19 protein-coding genes are annotated in these 24,377 nt (G+C 41.2%); 11 read left to right on the top strand and 8 right to left on the bottom strand.

All coding sequences use genetic code 11. The features are described 5' to 3' along the window. The first annotated feature begins 12 nt into the window (after positions 1-12). From dltC to TZ97_RS08415, 5 genes are all read left to right on the top strand, one after another. The gene (gene dltC / locus TZ97_RS08435) at positions 13-252 is read left to right on the top strand and encodes a D-alanine--poly(phosphoribitol) ligase subunit DltC (RefSeq protein ID WP_003002265.1); all 240 of its coding nucleotides are present in this window, start codon (positions 13-15) and stop codon (positions 250-252) included. Next, a complete protein-coding gene (gene dltD / locus TZ97_RS08430; protein ID WP_045760042.1) occupies positions 245-1,513 on the top strand; it encodes a D-alanyl-lipoteichoic acid biosynthesis protein DltD in 1,269 nt (422 codons plus the stop codon). The genes dltC and dltD overlap by 8 nt, the downstream gene beginning before the upstream one ends. Before the next feature lie 251 nt (positions 1,514-1,764). Further along, the gene (locus TZ97_RS08425) at positions 1,765-1,992 is read left to right on the top strand and encodes a hypothetical protein (protein WP_045760041.1); all 228 of its coding nucleotides are present in this window, start codon (positions 1,765-1,767) and stop codon (positions 1,990-1,992) included. 97 nt (positions 1,993-2,089) lie between these two features. Next, positions 2,090-3,844 (top strand): aspartate--tRNA ligase, encoded by a 1,755-nt coding sequence (gene aspS / locus TZ97_RS08420; protein ID WP_045760040.1) that lies wholly within the window; start codon positions 2,090-2,092, stop codon positions 3,842-3,844. 76 nt (positions 3,845-3,920) lie between these two features. Then, positions 3,921-4,862: a YitT family protein gene (locus TZ97_RS08415; protein ID WP_003009152.1), complete on the top strand. Its 942-nt coding sequence runs from the start codon at positions 3,921-3,923 to the stop codon at positions 4,860-4,862. 29 nt (positions 4,863-4,891) lie between these two features. Here the strand turns inward: TZ97_RS08415 and pulA are convergent, their stop codons facing one another. From pulA to TZ97_RS08385, 6 genes are all read right to left on the bottom strand, one after another. Next, entirely contained in the window at positions 4,892-6,967 is a 2,076-nt protein-coding gene (gene pulA / locus TZ97_RS08410) for a type I pullulanase (RefSeq protein WP_045760039.1), read from the bottom strand. Positions 6,968-6,975: 8 nt separating this feature from the next. After that, complete coding sequence (locus tag TZ97_RS08405; protein ID WP_013904333.1) at positions 6,976-7,959, bottom strand: LacI family DNA-binding transcriptional regulator; 984 nt, start codon at positions 7,957-7,959, stop codon at positions 6,976-6,978. Positions 7,960-7,970: 11 nt separating this feature from the next. Then, entirely contained in the window at positions 7,971-8,783 is an 813-nt protein-coding gene (locus TZ97_RS08400) for a DUF1189 family protein (protein WP_045760038.1), read from the bottom strand. A 143-nt stretch (positions 8,784-8,926) separates the two neighbouring features. Continuing rightward, the gene (locus TZ97_RS08395) at positions 8,927-9,769 is read right to left on the bottom strand and encodes a sugar ABC transporter permease (RefSeq protein ID WP_021154117.1); all 843 of its coding nucleotides are present in this window, start codon (positions 9,767-9,769) and stop codon (positions 8,927-8,929) included. Position 9,770: 1 nt separating this feature from the next. Next, on the bottom strand, positions 9,771-11,066 hold the full coding sequence (locus tag TZ97_RS08390) for a sugar ABC transporter permease (protein ID WP_023919930.1): 1,296 nt from the start codon (positions 11,064-11,066) through the stop codon (positions 9,771-9,773). A 127-nt stretch (positions 11,067-11,193) separates the two neighbouring features. Further along, positions 11,194-12,450, bottom strand: a complete 1,257-nt coding sequence (locus TZ97_RS08385) for an extracellular solute-binding protein (protein ID WP_023919928.1) — start codon at positions 12,448-12,450, stop codon at positions 11,194-11,196. A gap of 449 nt (positions 12,451-12,899) precedes the next feature. Here TZ97_RS08385 and malQ point away from each other — a divergent pair, with 449 nt between their 5' ends. From malQ to nrdI, 5 genes are all read left to right on the top strand, one after another. Continuing rightward, on the top strand, positions 12,900-14,426 hold the full coding sequence (malQ, locus tag TZ97_RS08380) for a 4-alpha-glucanotransferase (protein WP_045760037.1): 1,527 nt from the start codon (positions 12,900-12,902) through the stop codon (positions 14,424-14,426). 72 nt (positions 14,427-14,498) lie between these two features. After that, positions 14,499-16,757, top strand: coding sequence for a glycogen/starch/alpha-glucan family phosphorylase (gene glgP / locus TZ97_RS08375; protein ID WP_045760036.1), 2,259 nt, complete (start codon positions 14,499-14,501; stop codon positions 16,755-16,757). Between the two features lie 486 nt (positions 16,758-17,243). Next, positions 17,244-20,033, top strand: a complete 2,790-nt coding sequence (locus tag TZ97_RS08370; RefSeq protein WP_045760035.1) for a GbpC/Spa domain-containing protein — start codon at positions 17,244-17,246, stop codon at positions 20,031-20,033. A gap of 425 nt (positions 20,034-20,458) precedes the next feature. Further along, entirely contained in the window at positions 20,459-20,974 is a 516-nt protein-coding gene (locus tag TZ97_RS08365) for an ABC transporter permease (RefSeq protein WP_045760034.1), read from the top strand. A gap of 61 nt (positions 20,975-21,035) precedes the next feature. Beyond that, positions 21,036-21,491, top strand: coding sequence for a class Ib ribonucleoside-diphosphate reductase assembly flavoprotein NrdI (gene nrdI, locus TZ97_RS08360; RefSeq protein ID WP_045760033.1), 456 nt, complete (start codon positions 21,036-21,038; stop codon positions 21,489-21,491). Positions 21,492-21,731: 240 nt separating this feature from the next. On the opposite strand, the gene TZ97_RS08355 is transcribed toward nrdI, so the two are convergent. Both TZ97_RS08355 and argS read right to left on the bottom strand, forming a co-directional pair. Then, positions 21,732-21,977 carry a hypothetical protein gene (locus tag TZ97_RS08355; RefSeq protein ID WP_045760032.1) on the bottom strand — a complete coding sequence of 82 codons (246 nt, stop codon included), beginning with the start codon at positions 21,975-21,977 and terminating at the stop codon, positions 21,732-21,734. A 153-nt stretch (positions 21,978-22,130) separates the two neighbouring features. Further along, positions 22,131-23,819 carry an arginine--tRNA ligase gene (gene argS, locus TZ97_RS08350; RefSeq protein ID WP_045760031.1) on the bottom strand — a complete coding sequence of 563 codons (1,689 nt, stop codon included), beginning with the start codon at positions 23,817-23,819 and terminating at the stop codon, positions 22,131-22,133. A gap of 104 nt (positions 23,820-23,923) precedes the next feature. Between argS and argR the strand changes: the two genes are divergently transcribed. After that, positions 23,924-24,364 (top strand): arginine repressor, encoded by a 441-nt coding sequence (gene argR, locus TZ97_RS08345; RefSeq protein ID WP_003009125.1) that lies wholly within the window; start codon positions 23,924-23,926, stop codon positions 24,362-24,364. Positions 24,365-24,377: the final 13 nt, after the last annotated feature.

Below are 24,377 nucleotides of genomic sequence, written 5' to 3'. Positions count from 1 at the left end.
GAGAATAGAAAAATGGATGTAAAATCACAAGTAATTGAAATTATTGACGAATTGTTTATGGAAGATGTCTCAGACATGATGGATGAGGATCTCTTTGATGCGGGTGTCCTTGATAGTATGGGAACAGTCGAATTGATTGTAGAACTGGAAAATCGCTTTGGCATCCGTGTTCCTGTATCTGAATTTGGACGTGATGATTGGAATACTGCGAACAAGATCGTAGAAGGTGTAACGGAGCTTCAGAATGCTTAAGCGTTTGTGGCTGATTTTAGGGCCCGTATTTTGCGCGCTCCTCATGGTAACAGCTTTATTATTCTTTTATCCAATCAATCATAAGCACAACTATACCGAAGAGAAAAAAGCTGCGGTTAGTCTGAATGCAGAAGGATTCAAGAGCCGTACAAAGAAGCAAGAAGCGCTTTCTGATCCACAGCATCGCTTTGTCCCTTATTTCGGCTCCAGTGAATGGTTGCGCTTTGATGTGGTGCATCCAGCAGTTTTGGCTGAAAAATATGACCGCAATTATAGACCCTACTTTTTAGGAGAACGTGGTGCGGCTTCTTTGAACCAGTATTTTGGGATGCAACAGATTTTGCCAGAACTCAAGGACAATACAGCTGTTTATGTAGTTTCTCCGCAATGGTTCACCAAGAAGGGCTATGATTCCTCTGCCTTTCAACAATTCTTTAATAGCGATCAGTTGAATAGCTTTATTGCCAATCACCAACAGGATGCTGCATCCCAGTATGCTGCAAAGCGTCTGTTACAACAGTATCCAAATGTCGCCTTTCAAAGTGTTGTAACGAATATTTCTCAAGGAAAGAAAATTTCAGGATTTGATCAGTCTTTAAACCAGTTTGTTTCCCATCTGGTTCAGCGCGAAGATGCCTTGTTTAGTAATCTTGCAACGCGTACAAACGGGAATTACGATAAGAAGGTCAAAAAACGTCTACAAGATTTGCCAGACCAATTCTCATATGAGAAATTGGAGGAAATTGCAACGGCTGAAGCAAAAGTCAAAACCAATAATAACGACCTTGGAATCAGCAATCATTTTTACAATACTCGTTTAAAAATGAAGTTGAAGAAACTAAAAGGTTTCCAAAAGAACGAATCCTATGTTCAATCTCCAGAGTACAATGACTTGCAATTGGTTCTAGACCAGTTTGCTAAATCTCGGACCAATGTCATCTTTGTCATTCCTCCAGTCAATGCCAAATGGATGAAATACACAGGCTTGAGTCAAGAAAAGTATGAACAGGCTGTTCAAAAGATTCGTTACCAATTAGAAAGTCAAGGTTTCACTAATATTGCAGACTTTTCTAAAGATGGTGATCAGCCCTACTTTATGGAAGACACGATTCATATGGGATGGAATGGTTGGCTAGCCTTTGATAAAGCGGTCAATCCCTTTGTCACAAAGGCTGAAAAAGCACCAACTTACCATCTAAATGATCGCTTCTTCAGTAAAGATTGGGCCCAATATAAAGGAACACCAGACGAATTTAAATAATGCTTGATCAAAGGGGGCAGGATCGAATCCTGGCTCCTTGATTTGTGAGGAAAGGGACGGAAAGTCACAAGTAAGCAAGATAGTTATCCACAGGCTGTGGGAAACTTACTTGTAAATGGATGAAAACAGGTCCTGATGCTGATGAACCTTCCTCTTTTAAGGGGAAAATAGGTAAAAGTTATCCACATTTCTGTGGATAAGTGATGAAAAACAGTGGATAAGTCAGCTAGCATGTGAAAAGGAGAAGTAGTGTGAAAAAAATTTGGTTTTACGCAATTGTTCAGGGGATTGTTATCTTTTTTATTGTGGGTGGCATGACCTACGCACTTAGGGGAGATTTCTTTTTCCGTTACTTATCCCCTATTTTTGGACTAGCAGCAGCTGTCTTGAGATTTGGGACAGCGACTTTAATGAAGGTGATAGCCCCCACTCTCTACGATGATCCCAAAAAGAAGGAAGAAGTTGGCCACGATAACTAAAGAAGTTGGTAACTGAAAAAGTTGAGCTAAAGGCCACTTTCTGCTGGTCTTTATGGTAAAATAGAAGGAAGAATATTAGTTTGGAGATTAATTAGAAATGAAACGTTCAATGTATGCTGGACGTGTTCGTGAAGAACACATTGGAACTCATATTACCTTGAAAGGATGGGTTAGCCGTCGTCGTGACTTGGGTGGTTTGATCTTTATCGATCTACGCGACCGCGAAGGAATCATGCAATTGGTGATCAATCCAGAAACAGTTAGTGCAGAAGTGATGGCCACAGCTGAAAGCATCCGCAGTGAATATGTTGTAGAAGTGACAGGTCTTGTGGAAGCTCGTGAACAAGCTAATCCGAACTTGCCAACTGGAGCAGTAGAACTCAAGGTAGAGGCTATTACGGTTCTTAATACTGCTAAAACAACACCATTTGAAATCAAGGATGGGATTGAGGCCAATGATGATACCCGTCTTCGTTACCGCTACTTAGACCTTCGTCGTCCTGAGATGTTGGAAAATCTCAAACTCCGTGCAAAAGTAACCCATTCGATTCGCAATTACTTAGATGAATTAGAATTTATTGATGTGGAAACGCCGTTTCTTTCTAAGTCAACTCCAGAAGGAGCACGTGACTACTTGGTTCCTTCCCGTGTCAATAAGGGTCATTTCTATGCCCTTCCACAAAGTCCTCAGATTACAAAACAATTGTTGATGAATGCCGGTTTTGATCGCTATTATCAAATCGTGAAGTGTTTCCGAGATGAGGATTTACGGGGAGACCGTCAACCTGAGTTTACACAGGTCGACTTGGAAACTTCTTTCTTGAGTGATCAAGAAATCCAGGATATCACAGAAGGCTTGATTGCACGTGTCATGAAAGAAACTAAGGGAATTGAAGTAACACTCCCATTCCCACGGATGAATTATGATGATGCTATGGCCTTGTATGGTTCAGATAAACCAGATACACGTTTTGACATGTTGCTCCAAGACTTGACAGAACTTGTCAAGGGTGTAGATTTCAAAGTCTTCTCAGAAGCTCCAGCAGTTAAGGCGATTGTTGTCAAAGGTGCAGCGGATCATTACTCTCGTAAAGACATCGATAAATTGACAGAAGTTGCGAAGCAATACGGTGCAAAAGGTCTTGCTTGGGTGAAATATGCTGAGGGTACTTTGAACGGTCCTGTTGCGAAGTTCTTGACAGACTTGACAAGTGACTTGACAGCTGCTTTACAGTTAGAAGACAAAGATCTAGTTCTCTTTGTAGCAGATACTCTTGAAGTAGCCAATGCAACGCTTGGTGCTTTGCGTGTTCGTCTTGCGAAAGAGCTTGACTTGATTGACAACAATCAATACAACTTCCTTTGGGTAGTGGATTGGCCAATGTTTGAATGGTCTGAAGAAGAAGGCCGTTATATGTCTGCTCACCATCCATTTACACTCCCACAAGCTGAAACAGAGCATGAATTGGAAGGAGATCTTTCAAAAGTTCGAGCAATTGCCTATGATATCGTCTTAAATGGCTATGAATTAGGTGGAGGAAGCCTACGGATTAATCATAAAGATTTACAAGAACGGATGTTTAAGGCACTTGGATTTACAAAAGAAGCTGCCAATGAACAATTTGGTTTCTTGTTGGAAGCAATGGATTATGGTTTCCCACCACATGGAGGATTGGCAATTGGTTTGGACCGCTTCGTGATGCTTCTTGCAGGTGAAGATAATATTCGGGAAGTCATTGCCTTTCCTAAGAATAACAAGGCGACAGATCCAATGACACAAGCTCCTTCTGTCGTTTCTGAAAAGCAATTGGATGAGTTAGATCTTCAAGTAGAAGTAGCAGAGCAAGAATAGGACAAGAGAGAAAAGGGAGAGTCTAGGAATCAGTTGCTCTAAGATTTTCCTTTTTCTTCTAATCGATGGATTGAAAATGAAAAAAATTCGCTTTCATAAGCTATTTCGCTATCATGTGCGGCGACTAGCTTATAACATTAAATTATTGCGCGTGCTGAAGAGCATCTCCCGTGAGAAATACGATGAAAAAGTGTCAGCTTCCTTGCTGTATGGTTTTCTATCAGCGATTGCCGTCAACTTCTTCTTTCAACCAGGACATGTATACTCCAGCGGTGCAACAGGTCTAGCTCAGATTTTATCTGTTCTGAGCCAACGCTTTATTGGCTTTACGATTCCCGTTTCCTTGACCTTTTATGCCATCAATATCCCTTTGATGATTGTGGCTTGGTATCAAATTGGCCATAAATTTACCATCTTTACCTTTATTACGGTTTCGATGAGTTCCCTCTTTATTCAGTTCGTGCCAGTGATTACGTTGACCAACGATCCGATCATGAATGCCCTATTTGGTGGGGTTGTCATGGGAACAGGGATTGGTTTTGCTCTTCGGAACAACATTTCCAGTGGAGGAACGGATATTGTTAGTTTGACGATTCGAAAACGGACAGGAAAGAATGTCGGCAGTATCTCCTTTTTGGTCAATGGGACCATCATGTTGATTGCTGGTCTGACCTTTGGTTGGAAGTATGCTCTTTACTCTATGATTACCATCTTCGTATCGAGTCGAGTAACGGATGCTGTCTTTACCAAGCAAAAACGGATGCAGGCAATGATCGTAACGAGCCAACCAGATGCCATTATTGAAAAGATTCATAAAAAATTGCATCGTGGAGCGACCATTATCCACAATGCAGAAGGAACCTATAACCATCAGGAAAAAGCGGTTCTGCTGACAGTTATTACGCGTGCAGAGTTTAATGAATTCAAATATATTATGAAAAAAGCTGATCCTCAGGCTTTTATCACCATTTCAGAAAACGTTCATATCATTGGACGCTTTGTGGAAACAGAAGAATAAAAATAAAGGTCACCACATTGTGGTGACCTTTATTTTGTTGATTCAGTTTCGTGGAGAAGGAGCCAACTATGGGCAGGAATAGAAAGTTCCTTGCCTTTAGGAATAGGCGCTTGTAGGTTGGCATGAGGATAGGCAAATAGCAGCTGACTATCGCTCGGATGTTGATAGGTCTGTTCTTGATCACCGATATTGACGAGAATCGTTATTTTTTCACGATCTTTCTCAATCGTGTAGATCAAATGATGATCAGACAACCATTTGACATCACAGTAGTCGCGAATCTCTTGCCCTTTTTTCAAACGAAGGAGTGGCTGTGATTTCCGATAAGCAATCAATTCTTCAAGAAAAGCAATTTCTTCTTGGCATTTTGAAAGGGATGTCCAGTCCAATTGGTTGAGACTATCTGGTAAGTTATAGGTGTTATCTTCGAGCTCTTTTGTGCGATAAAATTCTTGGCCGGCATGGATAAACGGCACTCCTTGAGATAATAGTACCAAATGAAGAGCTAATCGTGAGAGAGCTTTTCGATCTTCTAGACGAATCTCTTCCTTTTCAAGTTGGAAATAATCAAAAACAGTTGCATTGTCATGGCATTCGACGTACTGAATGGCTTGTTGAGGTTGGGTGAAATGAGCAGGCCCTAGCTTCCCGACATTCGCCGTTAGAATGTTCGCAAAATCATTCGCAGGATGTTGACTCTCACGACGGTGACCAGCTACAAGTGTTCTCTTGATCGTATCCCGGAAGTTATCACTGAAAAAGCCAAAGGCTGGTAATCGTTTCGAATTATATTGGTGAGCGAGCTGATCTTCAGAGAGGCCTGTATCCATCTTCCACCCTTCCCCATAGAGATAGATGTTAGGATAGATTTCACGGAGTTCTTCTGCAATCTCTGTCATGGTTTGAATGTCTAGGATTCCCATCAAATCAAAGCGGAAACCATCAAAGCCGTAGAGGGAAACCCATTGTTTGAGAGATTGCTTGATATACTGTCTCACCATGGAGCGCTCACTTGCCACGTCATTTCCGCAGAAGGTTCCATTGGTCCGCTCTCCCTCTGCATTATAGCGGTAGAAATAACCAGGAACGATCTGTTCAAAAGCGTACTCATCTGCTTGGTAGACGTGATTGTAGACTACATCCATGATGACACTCAGATTGGCCCGGTGATAGGTGTCAATGGTGTCTTGGAGCTCTAGGATTCGTGCATAAGGATCGTTAGGATCACTCGCATAGCTGCCTTCTGGAACATTGTATTGAACAGGATCATAGCCCCAGTTGTAGGCTTTCCATTGATCCTCTTCATCGACACTACCGAAATCATAGACAGGAAGTAACTGTACATGGGTAATGCCCAGTTTTTGAAGGTAATCAAATCCAAGAACCTCACTATTTAGTTGGGGCGACTCTGTCAAGCCTTTAAACTTACCAGGGTGCTTAAAGCCAGCCTCTTTTTGGACAGAGAAATCCCGAACGCTCATCTCGTAGATGATTGCTTCTGTCGGATCTAATTGACGAGTGGCACGCCTGATAGGACGTGTGATTTTCTTCCGGTCGATGACCAAGCTATCTCCAGAGTTCGCTAAAGAGGATAGAGCATAAGGATCATGAATCCGGCGTTCTAGGCCATTGACACGAAATTCATAGTGGTAGGCAGCTCCTTCCCAATCCCCTTTGAGCAAGACTTCCCAGCCACCGTTTTCTGTACGATTCATCGGATAGACCTGATCTTCGATATGGAGACTCACATCTTGCGAAATCGGTGCCCAGAATTTAAATTGCGTCTGACGTGGTGTGTAGAAACTTCCTAGATCTTCTCCACTATAGGTGAAGGTTTGATCGAAAATGGGTTTGCGAACGATGTTTCGATAGTGGAGTATAGAAGAATTTCCAGTAGCATCGTAGATGGTGTACTCTTCTCCGAGTTCAAGTGGAATAGGGCTTAAGAAATAGTCTCCTGTGTCAGTCGCTGCACTTGACGTTTTGACAGGGATTAAGGCAAGATGACCTTGGTTCGTTTTCAAATAAAAAGGAAGGATATGCTCCTCTCCCTTTTGGATACGAATCAGGTCTTGGTCATCTAAATAAGCAGTAAATGTAGACATAAAGACTCCTAGAGTTTCGTAATGGTATGGTCAATCAATTGACGGTAGCAAACGGTTTTTCCTTCTTTGTGATCTTTGATAATTTGTAGAATCGTCCGAACAGATTCACGTCCGAGTTCCACCGCATTGATGTCAATATAGGCTTCAATATCGAGTCGTGGTTTGATCGAATCAAAGGAAATAATCGGGATTGTCAGCTGGTGTTCTAATAGGTATTGGCGCACCCCTTCAGCAACGAGAATATCGGTTGTCATGATGGCATCTAACTCTGCTAGGGGAAGGCTCTCCATCATTTGATAAGAATTGTCTTCCAACATAAACCCAAATGAGAAATGAACCAGTTTTTCATCGAGAGGAATCCCTGCTTTTTGGAGGGCTTCTTTATAACCTTCGTAGCGGTCTTGAGATACGAACAGTTCTTTGTTTCCCCCGATAAAAGCAATTTTTCGGTAGTTTTGTTGAATGAAATAATCCGTCGCATCAAATGCAGCCTTGATATTATCATTATCCACTAGCGATACAAAAGGTGAAGCTGCCTTTCCGAGAATGAGGAAGGGGAACTTGTCTTTGATCGCAAATTCAACGAGGGGATCATTCGGGTTGGAATAAAGGAAAATCAAACCATCTACACGATTTCCGTAGATGAGTTGTTTGAGGTTGTCGAGCCGCCGTTCTTCATTTTGCCCCGTACAGATTTGGATGGCATAATCATTGTCTGACGCGATCTGGGTAATCCCTCTTAAAACAGTTGGGAAGAAAGGATTCTGGTAGAAGACGTCACTGTCGATTGGTAGGACCAAAGCAATGACTTGACTAGATTGGCTGACAAGGCTGCGAGCATTAAGATTGGGATGGTAGTCCAATTCGACCATGGCCTCACGGACACGTTTTTTTGTTTCATCACTAATCGTGGATTTGTTTTGGATGACGCGCGTGACAGTTGAAGGCGCGACGCCAGCGAGTTTCGCCACATCTTTGATGGTAACACGCATGAGAAAACCTCCTAGCGGTGATAGTCTGGATCACGGAAGTGGGTCTTATAAAATACCATAGCAAGATAGAGTACAAATAAGACATTTTGGATCATGATCGTCGTAGTAAATACTTGATGGAATAGTAAACTGATGAAGACACTCAGTAAAATAGGGAGTCCCAAGCAATTCAGAATACAATTGAAACATTCCTTGAAAGTTTGTAGTGAAAAGAGTCGAGATTTTCGTGTCAAGTAGAGGAAGAAAGATGCCCCTAGGATGAGAATCAAATAATTGACTGTCGACAAGAAGCCAGAGAAAATCACGAGAAAGAGACTGACAGGGAGTCGATTGTCGCGGAACCAATCGCTAGAGATAGCTTGAGTGAAGCTTTTTTTATCCCGGAGGCTCTCTTGATTGATAGCCTGGTATGAGACGGTAGCGAGTTCTTTATTCTCTTTTGAGATAATCAATTGTTTGCGATCAAAATGGAGTGTTAACTCCTTGCCTTCACTAGCCTTTGCCTCTTGGCCTAAGATAACCTGTCCTTTTGAAGTCTTGTGTACAGGGTTAGTCCCTGTATAGGTGAGCTCTTGGTCTTTGATCACGACGTGTTCTTGGATATCTTTCATAACGTCTGTTGATAAAGGATCAAACACATCGCTGACAAAGGTTGTCAAAGGATAGGTTTTGAGTTGAGCATTTTGCAGAGCCACAGGTAATAGTGTGATAGAGATTAGAAAGAAAGAAGTAAAAATCATTTGGAACCAGCTCAGTTTTTTGCGGTTTGCAAAAGAAGAGCGGAAATTGAAGATACTTGCGAAATAATTAAAAGGATAGGGCATGAGATGACCTTTCTAAACATAAGAGAATCAGAGATGCAAAGAGGAGTCTCTTTGATTGATTTTATTCTTAACGAAGGGTAGTAAAGCATCCACCATACTACCCTCAACTTAAAAATAAAATGTGCTTGAAATAAGATTCTATTTTATCCTTTATCTCCACCAGCTGTCAAGCCTGAAACAAAGTTCTTTTGTAGGAAGAAGAATAAGATACAGATTGGAACCGCGATCAAAATAGCACCGGCTGCAAAGAAGGCGATTTTTTGATTTTTTTGGTCACTGATAAAGGTTTGAAGACCAACGGCTACCGTATAGTTCACTTCGTCACGAAGCAAGAATTTAGACAAGATATAGTCTCCGAAAGGCCCCATGAAAGCCCAAAGTGCTTGAACGGCAATCATTGGACGAACAAGAGGAAGGACGATTTGCCAGAAGCGACGGAAGTGTCCAGCTCCATCCAATTTCGCAGATTCATCGAGGGAAATTGGAACAGTATCAAAGTATCCCTTCATCAACCAGGCATTCATTGGAATACCACCACCAACATAAAGGAAGATCAAGAACCAAGGTTGGTTCAAGGCATTCAGCATCAAAGCCATAACGAAGAAGGCTGTGAGGGCTGCCATGGTTGGGACCATTTGAATAATCAAGAAGAAGACCAAACTTTGTTTACGCGCCAAGAAATTGTAACGGCTGTATGCGTAACCTGCGAAGGTAACGATACTTGTTTGTACAATCATGGTGATAATGGCGATAACCAAGGTGTTCATATACCAAGTGCCATAATGGGTTTCAGAGAAAAGTTTTGAGAAGTTATCAAAACTAAGATTGCCACTAAAATCAAGTGTAAAGGCACTGACATTCCCTGATTTGAAGGCTGATAGAACCGTAATCAACAATGGATAAATGATAACGATTGAAAGAACCACCATGTACAGGTAAGTCAAGAAATGATTGAGGCGGCGTTTAAATTGAACTGAATTTTTCATTTTATACATCCTCCATATCAAATGCATGTAGTTTCTTGAAGGCAACCATAGAGATTGAGATCACAATCACAGAGATAATCAAGGTTACCGCTGCAGCCATTGAATATTGAGGAGAAGAATTGGTTGTCAACTTGTAGATCCATGAGATCAAGATATCTGTAGATCCGGCGTTTCCTCCGACAGAACCAGGTCCCCCATCGTTAAACAAGTAAATGATGGAGAAGTTATTAAAGTTGAAGGTATATTGACTGATCAAAGTTGGAGCTGCAACAGCCATAATCATTGGGAAAGTGATGCTGCGGAATTTTTGCCAACCGTTGGCACCATCAATATAAGCAGCTTCGTAAAGATCGTTTGGAATAGATTGAAGAATCCCTAAAGTCAAGACGTAGATGTAAGGGAAGCCGAGCCAACCTTGCATCATAATCAAAGCAATTTTTGTCCAGGTAGGATCTGTTTTCCAAGGAATCAAAACGCCATCTAAGAATGGGAAGATCTTCGCAAACAATGGGATAACTTGTGCATTGATAGCACCGACACTATCGTTAAACATATTTGAGAATGTAAGGATCGTGATGAAGGCTGGAACAGCCCAAGGAAGCAGAAAGATAACCCCAAAGATTCGTTTTCCTTTTACGAATGGTTGGTTTGCAACAATAGCGGTCAAGATACCGAGTACGATTTGAAGAGTAGAAGCTGCGAGGGCCCAAATCAAGGTCCAGCCAAGAACCGATGTAAAGGCTGAGCGGAAGGTACTCAAGGTCCACATATTAGTGAAGTTTTGGAACCCGATCCAATCAAGCAAGGTTGTTGGAGCGGTATGTTTGAAGTCGTAGTTGGTAAAGGCGATCATCAAAGTTACTAAAACTGGGAAGATAATCGCAAAGGTCATAGCAATGTATGAAGGAATAATCAATAAATATGGGAAGCCATTTTCATAGATGGCTTGAACCATTTCTTTCAAGGTTTTTGGAACGGCGATGCCATTGTTGATACGTTTAGCAACTGTTCCAGCATCCTTAATATTTAAGGCATAAAATAGGAAGTAAACAACAGTGATGATCAAGTGGAAGGCGCCACGAATCAAGATAAAGAGAGAATTATCTTGTCCACGGACGGTTCCAAGTGTAACCAATTTCGCTAATTCTCCAGCTCCAATTCCTAGGAAATAGGCGAGAAAGAGAATGGTTACGGCAAGAAAAATATAGCCTTTGGTTTTTTGTTTGTTATAAATTTGCCCAAGACCCGGGATCAAAGAGAGCCACATAGCCTTTTTAGGGTTTTGTTCTGTAGTCATTCAAATCTCCTTATAATGTCCTTGCTAGAGAGCAAGAAGACAAGTCAGACAGTAAGTTGTGCTTGAAAATTGAACATAAGAGGTTGGGACTTTGTCTCCAACCTCTTACTCACACCTAAAAACTGTCTTATTTGCTACCGAATTTTTGTTCGATGGTTTCTTTAATCAATTTCACTGCATCGTCAGCAGATGCTTTTGCAGATTTTTTACCACTTACAGCATCGAAAAGCATAGTAGCAGCTGGATCCCAAACAGCACTCATTTCTGAGATATTTGGCATTGGTTGAGCATTCTTGAATTGATCAACAACGGCAGTTGTCAATTCATCGTTTTTGCTAACCGCATATTTACGAGCTTCTGTGTTGGCAGGAACTTCATTGGTCTTGTCAAACAAAGCTTTTTGTTGGTCAGTACTTGTCAAGAAGTCAATGAATTTTTGAGCGCCATCAAGGTTTTTCGCACCTGCAGGGATAACCCAAGCTTTACCACCACCAAAGGCAGAGTATTGTTTTCCGTTTGGAAGAGTTGGAATCGTTGCGACACCGTAGTTTACTTTAGCTTCTTTCAATGAAGCAGCTTTCCAAGGACCATCGATGATAGCAGCTGTTTTACCTTCTTGGAATTGTGTTTGGATGAAGTTAGCAGCAGCTTTTGTATCTTGCAAACCTTTTGGCCATTTAGCATACCAAGTTTTTGCATATTCGATACCATCGATAGAACCTTGGTTGTTCAATCCAATATCTTTAGGATCTGTACCGTCTTTACCAAACACATAACCGCCGTTACCTGAAAGTAAACCGTAAGTGTAGTAGAAGTTTGTCCAGTCAGCTAAGAAGGCAGTTGTTTTACCAGGTTCGCTAGCGAAGTCGTACTTGCTATCTTTTGCAAGATTTTCAAGATCACCAAATGTTTTTGGAGCTTCGCTTACAAGATCTTTGTTATAGTAGAGAACCAATGTTTCGATGACAGCAGGTGCACCGTAAACTTTACCACCGTTTGTTACAAGAGCTTCAGTTGTTTTATCTGTATGGCTATCTTTGTTTAATGTCACTTCAGCCAATTGACCATCGCTACCAAGACCACCTACACGGTCGTATGGAGCCATCATTACGTCTGGAGCTTTTTTAGATTGGTTATCAAGAGAAAGGTTATCCAATCCACCAAGAGCATCACCAGTCTTGATGTTAATTTTTACGCCATTTTCTTTTTCAAAAGCTTTTGCAGCTTCTTCAACATAAGATTTGTAGCCTTTGTCTACATAGACGTTGATTTCTTTACTTGCCTCAGAAGAACCTGATGAGTTATTGCTACAAGCAGCAAGTAAGAAGCCGGCAAAACCAACTGTACCAAGTACAGCAGCACTACGTAAAATTGTACGTTTCATGATTTATTCCTCCTAAAGAATAAAAAAAGATAATAATTAGAAACCGTTTTAGACAAACGTTTTCCTAAAACGTCTTAAGTATATCACAAGGCGAAAACGTTTGCAAGTAGTTTTAAACAATTTTTTTAAAAATATTTTAATTCCGAACTTTCTTCTATAAAATGCATCAAATTTGTTGACATTAGCCAAAGGAAAGAATACACTAAGGGGGTGAGGACATTCTGAAAAAAGTTAAAAAAGTTTTTAAGAAATCCCTTGCAGAAAATAGGGAAAAAGTTTATAATAACATGGTACGCAAACGTTTTCGCAAAAATTGCGTAAACTGAGTTGCGCCTGTTCGATTTTTAACAAAGAGTAGAGCCGCTTGAGAGCTGGATACGACTCTGCAACGATACCCATACCGTGCACCGAATCGCAGGCTTCAAAGAAATAAAAAAAGGTGGTAACCCATGAAAAAACGTCAAAGTGGTGTTTTGATGCACATTTCTTCCCTTCCTGGACAATACGGGATCGGATCATTCGGTCAATCAGCATATGATTTTGTTGATTTCCTCGTTCGGACCAAGCAACGTTACTGGCAAATCTTGCCGCTTGGTACAACTAGTTATGGAGATTCTCCATACCAATCTTTCTCAGCTTTTGCTGGGAACACTCATTTTATTGATTTCGATCGTTTGATCGAGCAAGGTTTGTTGACAGAAGCAGACCTTAAAGGAGTGGACTTTGGTCAAGATCCTACTCAAGTGGATTATGCAAAGGTTTTCGAACAACGTCGTCCGCTACTTGAAAAAGCCGTTGCGAACTTCTTGAAATCAGGTGATCAAAAAGAATTCCAAGCCTTTTGCGAAGCCAATGCTTCTTGGTTGGAACTCTTCGCAGAATACATGGCTATCAAAGAACACTTTGATTTAAAAGCCTGGACAGAATGGCCAGATGCAGCTATTCGTGCACGTGAACCAAAAGCTTTGGCTCAATACCGTGAAGAATTGGCGGATCAATTGACTTACCATCGTGTGACTCAATTCTTCTTCTTCCAACAATGGTTGGCCTTGAAAGCTTATGCCAATGACCACCACATTGAAATTGTGGGAGATATGCCAATCTATGTAGCGGAAGATTCAAGTGACATGTGGGCGAACCCTCATCTCTTCAAAACAGATAAAAACGGGAAAGCGACTTGCATCGCAGGATGCCCGCCAGATGAATTCTCAGCAACTGGTCAACTTTGGGGGAACCCAATCTATGACTGGGAAGCAATGGACAAAGATGGCTACCAATGGTGGATTGAACGCTTGCGTGAAAGCTTCAAGATCTACGACATCGTGCGGATCGACCACTTCCGTGGTTTTGAGTCTTACTGGGAAATCCCTGCTGGATCAGGTACAGCAGCACCAGGTAAATGGGTGAAAGGTCCTGGCTACAAACTCTTTGCAGCTGTGAAGGAAGAGCTCGGTGATTTGAACATCATCGCTGAGGACCTTGGCTTTATGACGGATGAAGTCATCGAACTTCGTGAACGCACTGGCTTCCCAGGAATGAAGATTCTTCAATTTGCCTTCAATCCGGACGATGAAAGTATCGATAGCCCTCACTTGGCACCAAACAATTCTGTGATGTATACAGGAACACATGATAACAACACAGTTCTTGGATGGTACCGCAATGAAATCGACGATCCAACTCGTGAGTACCTTGCTCGTTATACGAACCGGAAAGAGTACGAATCTGTACCGCATGCGATGCTTCGTACAGTCTTTGCTTCCGTCAGCTTCATGGCGATTGCTACTATGCAAGACTTGCTCGAATTGGATGGTTCTGCTCGGATGAACTTCCCATCAACTCTTGGTGGCAACTGGTCATGGCGTATGACAGAGGATCAATTGACTCCAGCTGTCGAGCAAGAATTGCTTGATTTCACTACGATCTATCGTCGTGAAAACAAAGACTTGAAAGAAGTTAAGAAAGCAGAAAAATAATCGTTTTAGGAAGTTTGCTGATTTCAGCAAACTTCCCCCTATTAAATTGTTGAAACAAAGGAGATACCCAACATGGAATCATTACAAAAATATGTGATTGATCATCAGAAAAAAACAATTGCAGAATGTTCAAATGAAGAATTGTACATTGCTTTGCTTAATTACACCAAGCAAGCAAGTGCCCAAAAGAAATTGAATACTGGTAAGAAAAAAGTTTACTACATCTCAGCTGAGTTCTTGATCGGTAAACTCTTGTCTAATAACTTGATCAACTTGGGTCTTTACGACGATGTTAAAAAAGAATTGTCAGATGCTGGTAAAGACTTGATCGAAGTAGAAGAAGTGGAATTGGAACCATCACTTGGTAATGGTGGTTTGGGACGTTTGGCAGCCTGCTTTATCGACTCTATTTCAAGCCTTGGTTTGACAGGGGATGGAGTTGGTTTGAACTACCACTTTGGTTTGTTCCAACAAGTATTTAAAAACAATCAACAAGAAACTATTCCAAATGCATGGTTGACTGACCAAAGCTGGCTTGTTCGTTCAAGCCGTAGCTACAAGGTGCCATTTGCACACTTCACATTGACTTCTACCCTTTATGACATTGATGTTCCTGGTTACAAGGTTGATACGAAGAACCGTTTGCGCTTGTTCGACTTGGATTCAGTTGACTCATCTATTATTGAAGATGGCATTAACTTTGACAAGACAGATATCGCTCACAACTTGACCCTCTTCTTGTATCCAGATGATAGTAACCGTCAAGGAGAATTGCTCCGTATCTTCCAACAATACTTCATGGTATCAAATGGTGCTCAATTGATCATCGACGAAGCCATCGAAAAAGGAAGCAACTTGCATGACCTTGCTGACTATGCTGTTGTACAAATCAATGATACTCACCCATCAATGGTCATCCCTGAATTGATCCGTCTTTTGACAGAACGTGGTATTGGAATGGATGAAGCGATCTCAATCGTTCGCAGCATGACAGCTTATACCAACCACACGATTCTTGCGGAAGCCCTTGAAAAATGGCCACTTGAGTTCTTGCAAGAAGTGGTCCCTCACTTGGTTCCGATCATTGAAGAATTGGACCGCCGTGTACGTGCTGAATACAAAGATCCAGCTGTTCAAATCATCGATGAGAATGATCGCGTACACATGGCGCACATGGATATCCACTATGGATTTAGCGTAAACGGGGTAGCAGCACTTCACACAGAAATCTTGAAGAATTCTGAGTTGAAAGCCTTCTACGACATTTACCCTGAAAAATTCAACAACAAAACAAACGGTATCACATTCCGTCGTTGGCTCATGCATGCCAACCCAACCTTGTCACACTACTTGGATGATATCCTCGGACGTGACTGGCACCATGACGCATCTAAATTGGAAGACCTTCTTTCTTATGAAGATAAAGATGCAGTCAAAGCAAAATTGGAAAACATCAAGTCTCACAACAAACGGAAATTGGCTCGTTTCTTGAAAGACCATCAAGGTGTGGAAATCAATCCTAACTCTATCTTTGATACCCAAATCAAACGTCTTCACGAATACAAACGTCAACAAATGAACGCTTTGTATGTGATCCACAAATACTTGGACATCAAAGCAGGAAATATCCCTGCTCGTCCAATCACTGTTCTCTTTGGTGGTAAAGCAGCTCCTGCCTACACTATTGCACAAGATATCATCCACTTGATCCTTTGCTTGTCTGAAGTGATTGCAAACGATCCAGCAGTAGCTCCACACTTGCAAGTCGTTATGGTAGAAAACTACAACGTGACTGCTGCAAGCTACTTGATTCCAGCTAGCGATATTTCTGAGCAAATCTCCCTTGCTTCTAAGGAAGCTTCAGGTACTGGTAACATGAAATTCATGTTGAATGGTGCGTTGACACTTGGTACGATGGATGGAGCAAACGTGGAAATCGCTGAATTGGTTGGACGTGACAACATCTACATCTTCGGTGAAGATTCAGAAACTGTAATCGATCTATATGAGAAATCAGCATACAAATCAGCGGATTTCTATGAACGTGAAGCTATCAAACCATTGGTAGACTTCATTATCAGCGATGCCGTTCTTGCAGTTGGTAACAAGGAACGCTTGACTCGTCTTCACAAGGAATTGATCAACAAAGACTGGTTCATGACTCTTCTTGACTTGGAAGACTACATTGTAACCAAAGAACGCATGTTGGCTGACTACGAAGACCGTGATGCATGGTTGGATCAAGTTATCGTAAACATTGCTAAAGCAGGATTCTTCTCATCTGACCGTACGATCGCTCAGTACAATGAAGATATCTGGCACTTAAACTAATGATTAGTTGTTAGACCAAGGTCCATAAGACCTTGGTCTTTTTCATTACTTCTTATTTTGGAAAAGAAATGGAGCTAGTTTAGGGGATGGACACTCTGCAAAAAGTGTTGTTTTTTTGAATTTTGCCACCCCTAAAGGGAAAAAATTACATAAATTTTTATTTCAGTCTTCAAATCTAATTTATTGGTATAAAAAAATACTTCCCTTTAAAAAGCCTTCCGGTGAAATTTATAAAAAGAGAAAGCGTCCTGAAAACCCTTGAAAATAAAGGTTTTTTCAAAGGCGTTTACATATATTTTCAACTAAAAGATGGGGAAGGCAAGGAAGGTTTGGGGATTCAAGTTGTTATATATTTAAAGTAAAATAAAAAATTAAATTAACAAATATGTAGAAATGGTTGATTGTGATACAATGGAGTTAACTGAAAGTAGCATATTTTTGCCTCTACAGTGAGATTTTTTTAAACAAAAAAGGAGAGTTTTGAAAATGAAAAGCTATCGTGAACATGTTTCGAAGCAGGAAAAATTTTCAATTCGTAAGTTATCAGTCGGTGTTGTTTCATTGGCCATCGCTGGATTGGCTACTGTTAATACCTACGGAGCAGAAGTGAAAGCAGATGAAGCAACAGCACCTGCAACTGAAGCGACTACTACGGATACAGCAACAAGCGATGCAGCTGTTGCAACAAGTTCTAAGTTGACATCTACAACTGTGACAGAAGGAAATAAAACAGTTACGACGACTTATGTAGAATCACCAGAACTTGAAAAAGCAAAAGCTGATGCGGCTACAGAAGGTGTGACCGTTACAGAAGAAGCTGAAAAAGTCCAACCATCTACCGCAGCAGCAGAAGCAGATAATAAAGCTCAAACAGCTGAAATCAACACAGTCGTTGAAAACTACAAAAAGGCAAAAGCTGAGTATGAAGCAAAATCTCAAGAAATCACATTGATTGAAAAGAGAAATGCAGAAGCAGAAGCGGCATACAAGAAACAAGTAGAAGACTACAATACCCAACAAGCAGCTTATGATAAAGCTCTAGAAGAGTACAATGCTAAAAAGGCAGCCTACGATGCTAAAGTAGCAGAAAAAGCAGCAGCGGATAAGGCCAATGCAGAAGCAAAAGCTAAGTATGATGCAGAAATGGCTGTTTATAATGCAGCTAAAGCACAATACGATAAAGATTTACAAGAGTACCAAGCTAAGAAAGCACAGTACGATAAAGATAAAGCAGCTTATGATCAATTGGTAGCGAAGAAGGCGGAAGAAGATGCTGCTAAAGCTAAGTATGAAGTGGAGCTTGCCAAATACAATGTAGACTTAGAGCAATACGGCAAAGATTTTGCTACCTACCAAACAAAACTTGCTGAATATCAAACCGCTTTGGCACAGTATAAAGATGCTAAAGAAGCCTATGATAAATACATGAATGACCATGGTTTCCAAGATCTAAAAGATGTTGAAACTGTTCAAGATTTGACCTTCCAACGTGAAGGTGGTGCAACTCACACCATTGACGGCATCAGTACTTACCTCACTCGCGATGCTCAAGCTCGTTTGAATACAAGCAATGTACATCAATATGATTCCAATAAATTGGAAGCTTCAGATATTGTAGCAACTAGTCCTTGGGCGAATAATGAAACTGAATTTATTCAAATTAAAGAAGGTGACAAATTTGTTGTAACCTATGATAATTTGAATCAGTCCAGCATGCGTGAAAATACAGATATGCATCCTATCAAGCGCGTGATTTACCGTTATGAGATTCTAAGTCTTCCATCAAATGATGGCAAAGGGATTGCAGCTGTTAGTGCGGACCCAACTGTAACTCTTACAGTCGGTGCTTCAACAGACCAAAACAAACCCGTTAAGGTTGCTGTTGATGTTGAATTCTATGATGGTGATGGCAATCAATTTGATTTGACCCAACACAATGCGATTGTAGCGTTGAACTCCCTCAACCACTGGACAGGTGCTTCTTATGTGGATAGTGGAGATAAACCTCGTGCGCTTACGGTAGAAGCTAAAGACAAAAATGGTAATACCGTTCGTGGAACTTGGAATCCATATGCAGATGGGTCATCCATGAGCATTGAAAACAATGCCGTAGTTGTTAAAAATGGAACAGCTGACTTTGGGACTGCGGACGTCACTATTTCTGCTGAAAATCCAGTTAAGATTGTGGCTCAAAAAGCGACATGGAATGGTAGTGAATTTACAGTCAGTGAAGAAACTGTAATTGATACATCATCTGTTAATGCTTCAGGTTCTGGAAATGGACACTCTATCGGAACAGATGAGTTCACTTTCGAAGGTAAAGATGATGTCATCGGTTCTTATACAATTGATCCAACATCAGGTCGAATCATCTTTACTCCTAAGAAGAAGTTTGAAAATGTGGAGCACCAAGAGTCTGTAAATATTGGCAATAATAAATATATTCCAATTCCAAATTCAAGTGTTTCTTATGATGCTGCTACTAAAGAGGTAACCTCATTTAAAGATAACCAATATATTGAACATGGCTCTATCTTCAATGGCGAGTCTTCAGCCACCCTTGAAGGTTGGGATAATCCATCTTCTCCATACCTTTATTATGGCGGAGCAGGATTGAAGATGTCTGATGGTCACCTAGTCTTTACGGCTAATGGTGCCAATGCGGCTGGTCAGCCAACGGTATATTGGTTTGCCATTAACTCAAATGTTGGTATTCCAAAAAATCCAGGTGAAGCACCAAAAGAGCCAACAGCTCCTGAAGAACCAAAGGCTCCAACTCCACCGACGATTACAATTGAAAAACTACCAGCAGAGCCAACGAAACCAGAAGAACCTAAAGGTCCTACGGCTCCAAAAGAACCTAACTACACTGTGATCACGGTTGATGTGAAGGAACCAACAGCTCCAACTCCGCCAACCCAACCAACCCCACCGACTCCTGAAGTCGTTCCAAATACAAATCCGGTGAAACCAGAAGCTGAAGTGAAATGGCATAAGAATAAAGTGGTAACGGAAACAGACATTCCAACCCCACCGACACCAGTTCCTCCGACTCCACCAACACCATATAACCCACCAACACCAATCGTTCCACCAACTCCAGAGGTTCCAACAGAACCAACTCCTGAAGTTCCAGAACAACCTGTACAACCTGCGCAACCACAAACACCTGCGCTTCCAAATACAGGTACAGAAAGCTCAACTGTAGCTGTTCTTGCAGGTGCGATGGCTGGATTGCTTGGATTGGGTCTTGCTCGCAAGAAAAAAGAGAATTAATTCTTAGTTCTTTCGTTCATTCATCTAAATAAAGAAAGTCAGAAGGCAAGTCCTTCTGGCTTTTTTGATAGAGTGATAACCAAATGGTTGCGAAAAAGGACCGAATAGTTTTTGTATGAGGTAAGGGAATGCCTTTTTTAGACAAAATAGTGTCCAAATGAAGCAGAATAGAAATGGATGACACAAGAAGAAAAGAATGAGATATACTGGTGGTGTTCGAATGAAAGTTTATAGGACTCCGTTATATCTCTAATCATTCCAATGATACAGTTGCGATGGCTTTTCATCTTTTGCACACATTATTTTCCAAATGAATTTCATTTGAACGTATCAGTGATCAGGCAAGTGCTTCCACGGTTTTGAGGCGCTTGCCTTTCTATCTGTATCGCGATATAATAGGGTGTAAGAAATGAAAAGGAGTTTGTATGAAAAAGAAACCTATCTATCTTTACATCCTGTTATTTTTCTCTACGGTTGGAACCCTAACATCAGCTGTTTCTACCTTTGGAGCTTCAAAGAGTTTTGAGTTGACAGATGATTTTGCTAAACAACTTGGTTTAACAACGGCTCAAGACAAGGCTGACTATGTGACATATTATGAGAAATCAGCCCAACTCAATCAGTCTCCACTAGCCTTTTTATTTGTTTCCCTGATTCTGATTGCCTTGCTTGCAACTTTCTATTTCCTCTTTATGAAGCAGGATCTGTTAACAACACATTATACTTATATGGGACAGATTTTGTTAAGTCAAGCCTTCTCTTTTTATAATTATTTTGCAGGACGTCCGCTATTGGCTAGTTTTTCAAACCAAGCACTTCGCCAACGATATCTGGCATCTTCGTCCATTGCTTTGTTACTCTTGACGGCGTTTGCTCTTCTTTTCTTTGGAATTATTTTGTATAAAACCTTGCGTTTGAGAAAAGCTCAAGCGACAGCGTAATAGATGATTATGAATGGGGCTCTCTTAGAGGATAAGAGAGCTTCTTGATTGGAGAAAAAAGATGAAAGTATCCTTTGTTTATATTAGTCTGAGTGGGAATACAGAGAGTTTTGTCCGCCGTTTAAGTGACTATTTGCTGGAAGCCCATCCCGGACTTGAAATCGAGAAAGTTCATGTGAAAGACCTGGTCAAAGAGGGCCAGCCCTTCTTTGAAATGACCAATCCTTTTATTACTTTTTTGCCAACCTATTTGGAGGGTGGAAATGGTGTTGACAACGGCGATGTGGAAATTTTGACGACAGATGTTGCGGATTTTATTGCTTACGGAGACAACGCCAGCAAGTGCTTAGGAGTGGTTGGATCAGGCAATCGGAATTTTAACAATCAATATTGTTTAACTGCTAAGCAATACAGCCAACGTTTTGGTTTCCCTATGTTAGCCGATTTTGAAATGCGGGGGATGTTGGGAGATATTAAAAAAGTAGCTGCCATTGTAGAAGATTTGTATCATCTTTAAAATAAAGAGAGTGGGACAGAAATCGGTAATTCGTTAGAATTCGATTTCGTCGTCCCACCTCCGCACAGTTGAGTAGGGCTGTAAAAGCTGATGAAATCAGCGTAGTAGAGGCCACTCAACCACTGCGTCTTGCTCGACAATCCAAAAATAATTGAGAGGCTAGGACTTTTGTCCCAGCCTCTTATTTGTTGCGACTGAATAGAAGAGGAGTCACATTTTATATGACTCCTCTTCTATGGCTTATTTTAATTTTTCTGTGATTTCTTTAGCAAGTAGGAGCCCCAATCGATAGTCTTTATTGATGTCATGGATGACATCGTTGATATTGTCGGTCTCTTGGATTTTTTCCTTGATGCTATCTTTGAAAGCTTGATCTTTCAAGAGTTGCTCTTGTAAGAGCCGTTGTAGTTTTTCTCTTTCGTACTTGTTAAATAAAAAGAGAACCACTAAACTGATGAGGATTAAGATGTAAACGGTTTGATTCATAGATTTCTCCTGTATATAAAGGAACTGAAAATGTAGAGAATGAAGGGCATTGGGCATGAGAAAAGGAGTGAGAAAGAACTAAATTGAATCTCATTTAGTTTCTCCTCTCACTCCCATAAGAGATGTTCTACTTATCAATCATTAGATAAGAAATTACATTTTCTCAGGTGCATCGACACCAAGTAAGCGAAGAGCTTCTTTTAAGACTACTGCTGTTGAGTAGCTAAGAGCAAGACGGCTTTCGCGTTCTGGGCTTTCATCCAAGATACGAGTGTGTGCATAGTATTTGTTGAAGGCTTGAGCCAAGTTGATAGCATATTTTGCGATCAAGGATGGATCATAGTTTTCAGCGGCACGTTTGACAACACGAGAGAAGTCTTGGAGAAGCTTGATGATTTCCCAGCTTTCAGGATCGCTCAAGCTGTATGTCGCATCTGTAGATGGTGTGAAGTTGGCTTTGCGAAGGATGGATTGGATACGAGCGTAAGCGTATTGAACGTAAGGTCCAGTTTCTCCTTCAAAGGATACCATGGCTTCGAGGTCGAAGTCATACCCATTGCGACGGTCTGTCTTCAAGTCGTAGAATTTAACCGCACCAACACCGACTGCATGTGCCACTTCTTCCTTGTTTTCCAATTCAGGATTCTTTTCTTCGATCTGAGCTTTGGCACGAGAGATGGCTTCTTGAAGAGTTGGCTCGAGAAGGATGATATTTCCTTTACGAGTTGACAATTTTTGGCGGTTTTTTGTCACCAAACCAAAGTCAACGTGAACCATATCGTCGCTCCAGTCAAATCCCATTTTCTTCAGAACAGCTTTCAACTGACGGAAGTGGTTGGATTGTTCTTGCCCTACAGCATAGATGTTTTTCACAAAGTTGTAAGTCCGTGCACGGTAGATAGCGGTTGCGATATCACGCGTGATGTAAAGAGTGGCACCGTCTGATTTCTTAATCATAGCTGGTGGAAGGTTCACATCATCCAACTCAACGATGCTAGCCCCTTTAGATTCTTTCAACAAGCCTTTGTCTTCAAGGATTTGAACCCCTTCGTCCATCTTGTCGTTGTAGAAAGCTTCCCCGTTTAAGCTATCAAACTCAACACCGAGGAGTTTGTAGATACGGTTGAATTCTACCAAGCTTTCGTCACGGAACCATTGCCACAATTCAGTGGCTTCTGGATCCCCATCTTCCAATTTTTTGAACCATTTACGTCCTTCTTCATCAAGCTCAGGATCGTTTTCGATTTCAGCGTTGATTCGAACGTAAAGTTTTAGCAATTCATCGATTGGGTTGGCTTCGACAGTTTCCTTGCTGCCCCATTTTTTGTAGGCCACCATCAAGAGACCGAACTGTTTACCCCAGTCCCCCAAGTGGTTGATTTTAATCGTGTTGTAGCCCATTTTGCGGAAGATGTTTGAAAGAGCATCCCCGATAACGGTTGAGCGCAAGTGACCAACTGAGAATGGTTTTGCGATGTTTGGGCTTGAAAGGTCGATGGTAATGTTTTGGCCATGACCTTCGTCTTGTTGGCCATAGTCTGCACCTGCTTCGATGACGGATTTGATTACTTGATCAGAGATCTTAGATTTGTCTAAGAAGAAGTTCACGTAAGGTCCAGTTGCAACGACTTTTTCGAAGGCACTTTGGTCGATCTTTTCAGCAATATCTGCAGCGATTGCTTGAGGAGCCTTGCGTTCCACTTTTGCAAGTGAGAAGGCTGGAAAAGCAATGTCACCAAGATCAGATGATTTTGGTTGTTCAAGCAAGTTTAAAATAGCATCTTGGTCAAGAGAGTCAATCACTTTGGCCAATTCACTAGCAATGAGTTCTTTATTGTTCATATTAGCTCCTTAGTCCTTTTAACTATTATTTTAACACAATTCTGAGCGAATTTTCAATTTTTTTGGTATAATTTAAAGTATATTTATTCAAAAGTGGAGGTCCAATGAAAAAGACAGAACGTCACCTTTTGATTCAACAAATGATTCGAAATGAAAAATTGTCGACTCAAAAAGAGATTCAGGATCGATTAGAAGCAAAAGGAATTGCTGTAACGCAAACAACTCTGTCACGAGATTTGCGCGATCTGGGTCTAGTCAAGGTGAAACGAAAAGACCAGTTGTATTATATTTTGCCCAATGAGCCTGAGGTGGCAGAGATTTATATTATGTTGTCCAGCCACGCCAAGTCTGTCTCACGAGCAGAATTCACCTTGGTCTTGCGGACAGAGCTAGGAGAAGCAGCTCTCTTGGCCAATGGTGTAGATGAAATGTCAGATGAGCGTATTTTGGGAACTGTAGCAGGGGCTAATACCCTCTTGATTGTCTGCCGTGACCAAGATGCAGCCATTGAAATTCAAAATGAAATTTTAGGGATGATGCAGTAATCAAGCCCTGTTA

Source organism: Streptococcus parasanguinis (assembly GCF_000963275.1).
GTDB classification, from domain to species: domain Bacteria; phylum Bacillota; class Bacilli; order Lactobacillales; family Streptococcaceae; genus Streptococcus; species Streptococcus parasanguinis_B.
The sequence above is the reverse complement of the archived record's forward strand: the minus strand, read 5'-3'. Positions and strand labels throughout refer to the sequence as shown.

Coding starts and splice junctions, on each gene's coding strand:
- malQ (WP_045760037.1), top strand. CDS start 12,900: ATGAAAAAACGTCAAAGTGGTGTTTTGATGCACATTTCTTCCCTTCCT.
- TZ97_RS08385 (WP_023919928.1), bottom strand. CDS start 12,450: ATGAAACGTACAATTTTACGTAGTGCTGCTGTACTTGGTACAGTTGGT.
- argS (WP_045760031.1), bottom strand. CDS start 23,819: ATGAACAATAAAGAACTCATTGCTAGTGAATTGGCCAAAGTGATTGAC.
- glgP (WP_045760036.1), top strand. CDS start 14,499: ATGGAATCATTACAAAAATATGTGATTGATCATCAGAAAAAAACAATT.
- aspS (WP_045760040.1), top strand. CDS start 2,090: ATGAAACGTTCAATGTATGCTGGACGTGTTCGTGAAGAACACATTGGA.
- argR (WP_003009125.1), top strand. CDS start 23,924: ATGAAAAAGACAGAACGTCACCTTTTGATTCAACAAATGATTCGAAAT.
- TZ97_RS08400 (WP_045760038.1), bottom strand. CDS start 8,783: ATGCCCTATCCTTTTAATTATTTCGCAAGTATCTTCAATTTCCGCTCT.
- TZ97_RS08355 (WP_045760032.1), bottom strand. CDS start 21,977: ATGAATCAAACCGTTTACATCTTAATCCTCATCAGTTTAGTGGTTCTC.
- pulA (WP_045760039.1), bottom strand. CDS start 6,967: ATGTCTACATTTACTGCTTATTTAGATGACCAAGACCTGATTCGTATC.
- TZ97_RS08370 (WP_045760035.1), top strand. CDS start 17,244: ATGAAAAGCTATCGTGAACATGTTTCGAAGCAGGAAAAATTTTCAATT.
- dltD (WP_045760042.1), top strand. CDS start 245: ATGCTTAAGCGTTTGTGGCTGATTTTAGGGCCCGTATTTTGCGCGCTC.
- TZ97_RS08405 (WP_013904333.1), bottom strand. CDS start 7,959: ATGCGTGTTACCATCAAAGATGTGGCGAAACTCGCTGGCGTCGCGCCT.
- nrdI (WP_045760033.1), top strand. CDS start 21,036: ATGAAAGTATCCTTTGTTTATATTAGTCTGAGTGGGAATACAGAGAGT.
- TZ97_RS08390 (WP_023919930.1), bottom strand. CDS start 11,066: ATGACTACAGAACAAAACCCTAAAAAGGCTATGTGGCTCTCTTTGATC.
- dltC (WP_003002265.1), top strand. CDS start 13: ATGGATGTAAAATCACAAGTAATTGAAATTATTGACGAATTGTTTATG.
- TZ97_RS08415 (WP_003009152.1), top strand. CDS start 3,921: ATGAAAAAAATTCGCTTTCATAAGCTATTTCGCTATCATGTGCGGCGA.
- TZ97_RS08395 (WP_021154117.1), bottom strand. CDS start 9,769: ATGAAAAATTCAGTTCAATTTAAACGCCGCCTCAATCATTTCTTGACT.
- TZ97_RS08365 (WP_045760034.1), top strand. CDS start 20,459: ATGAAAAAGAAACCTATCTATCTTTACATCCTGTTATTTTTCTCTACG.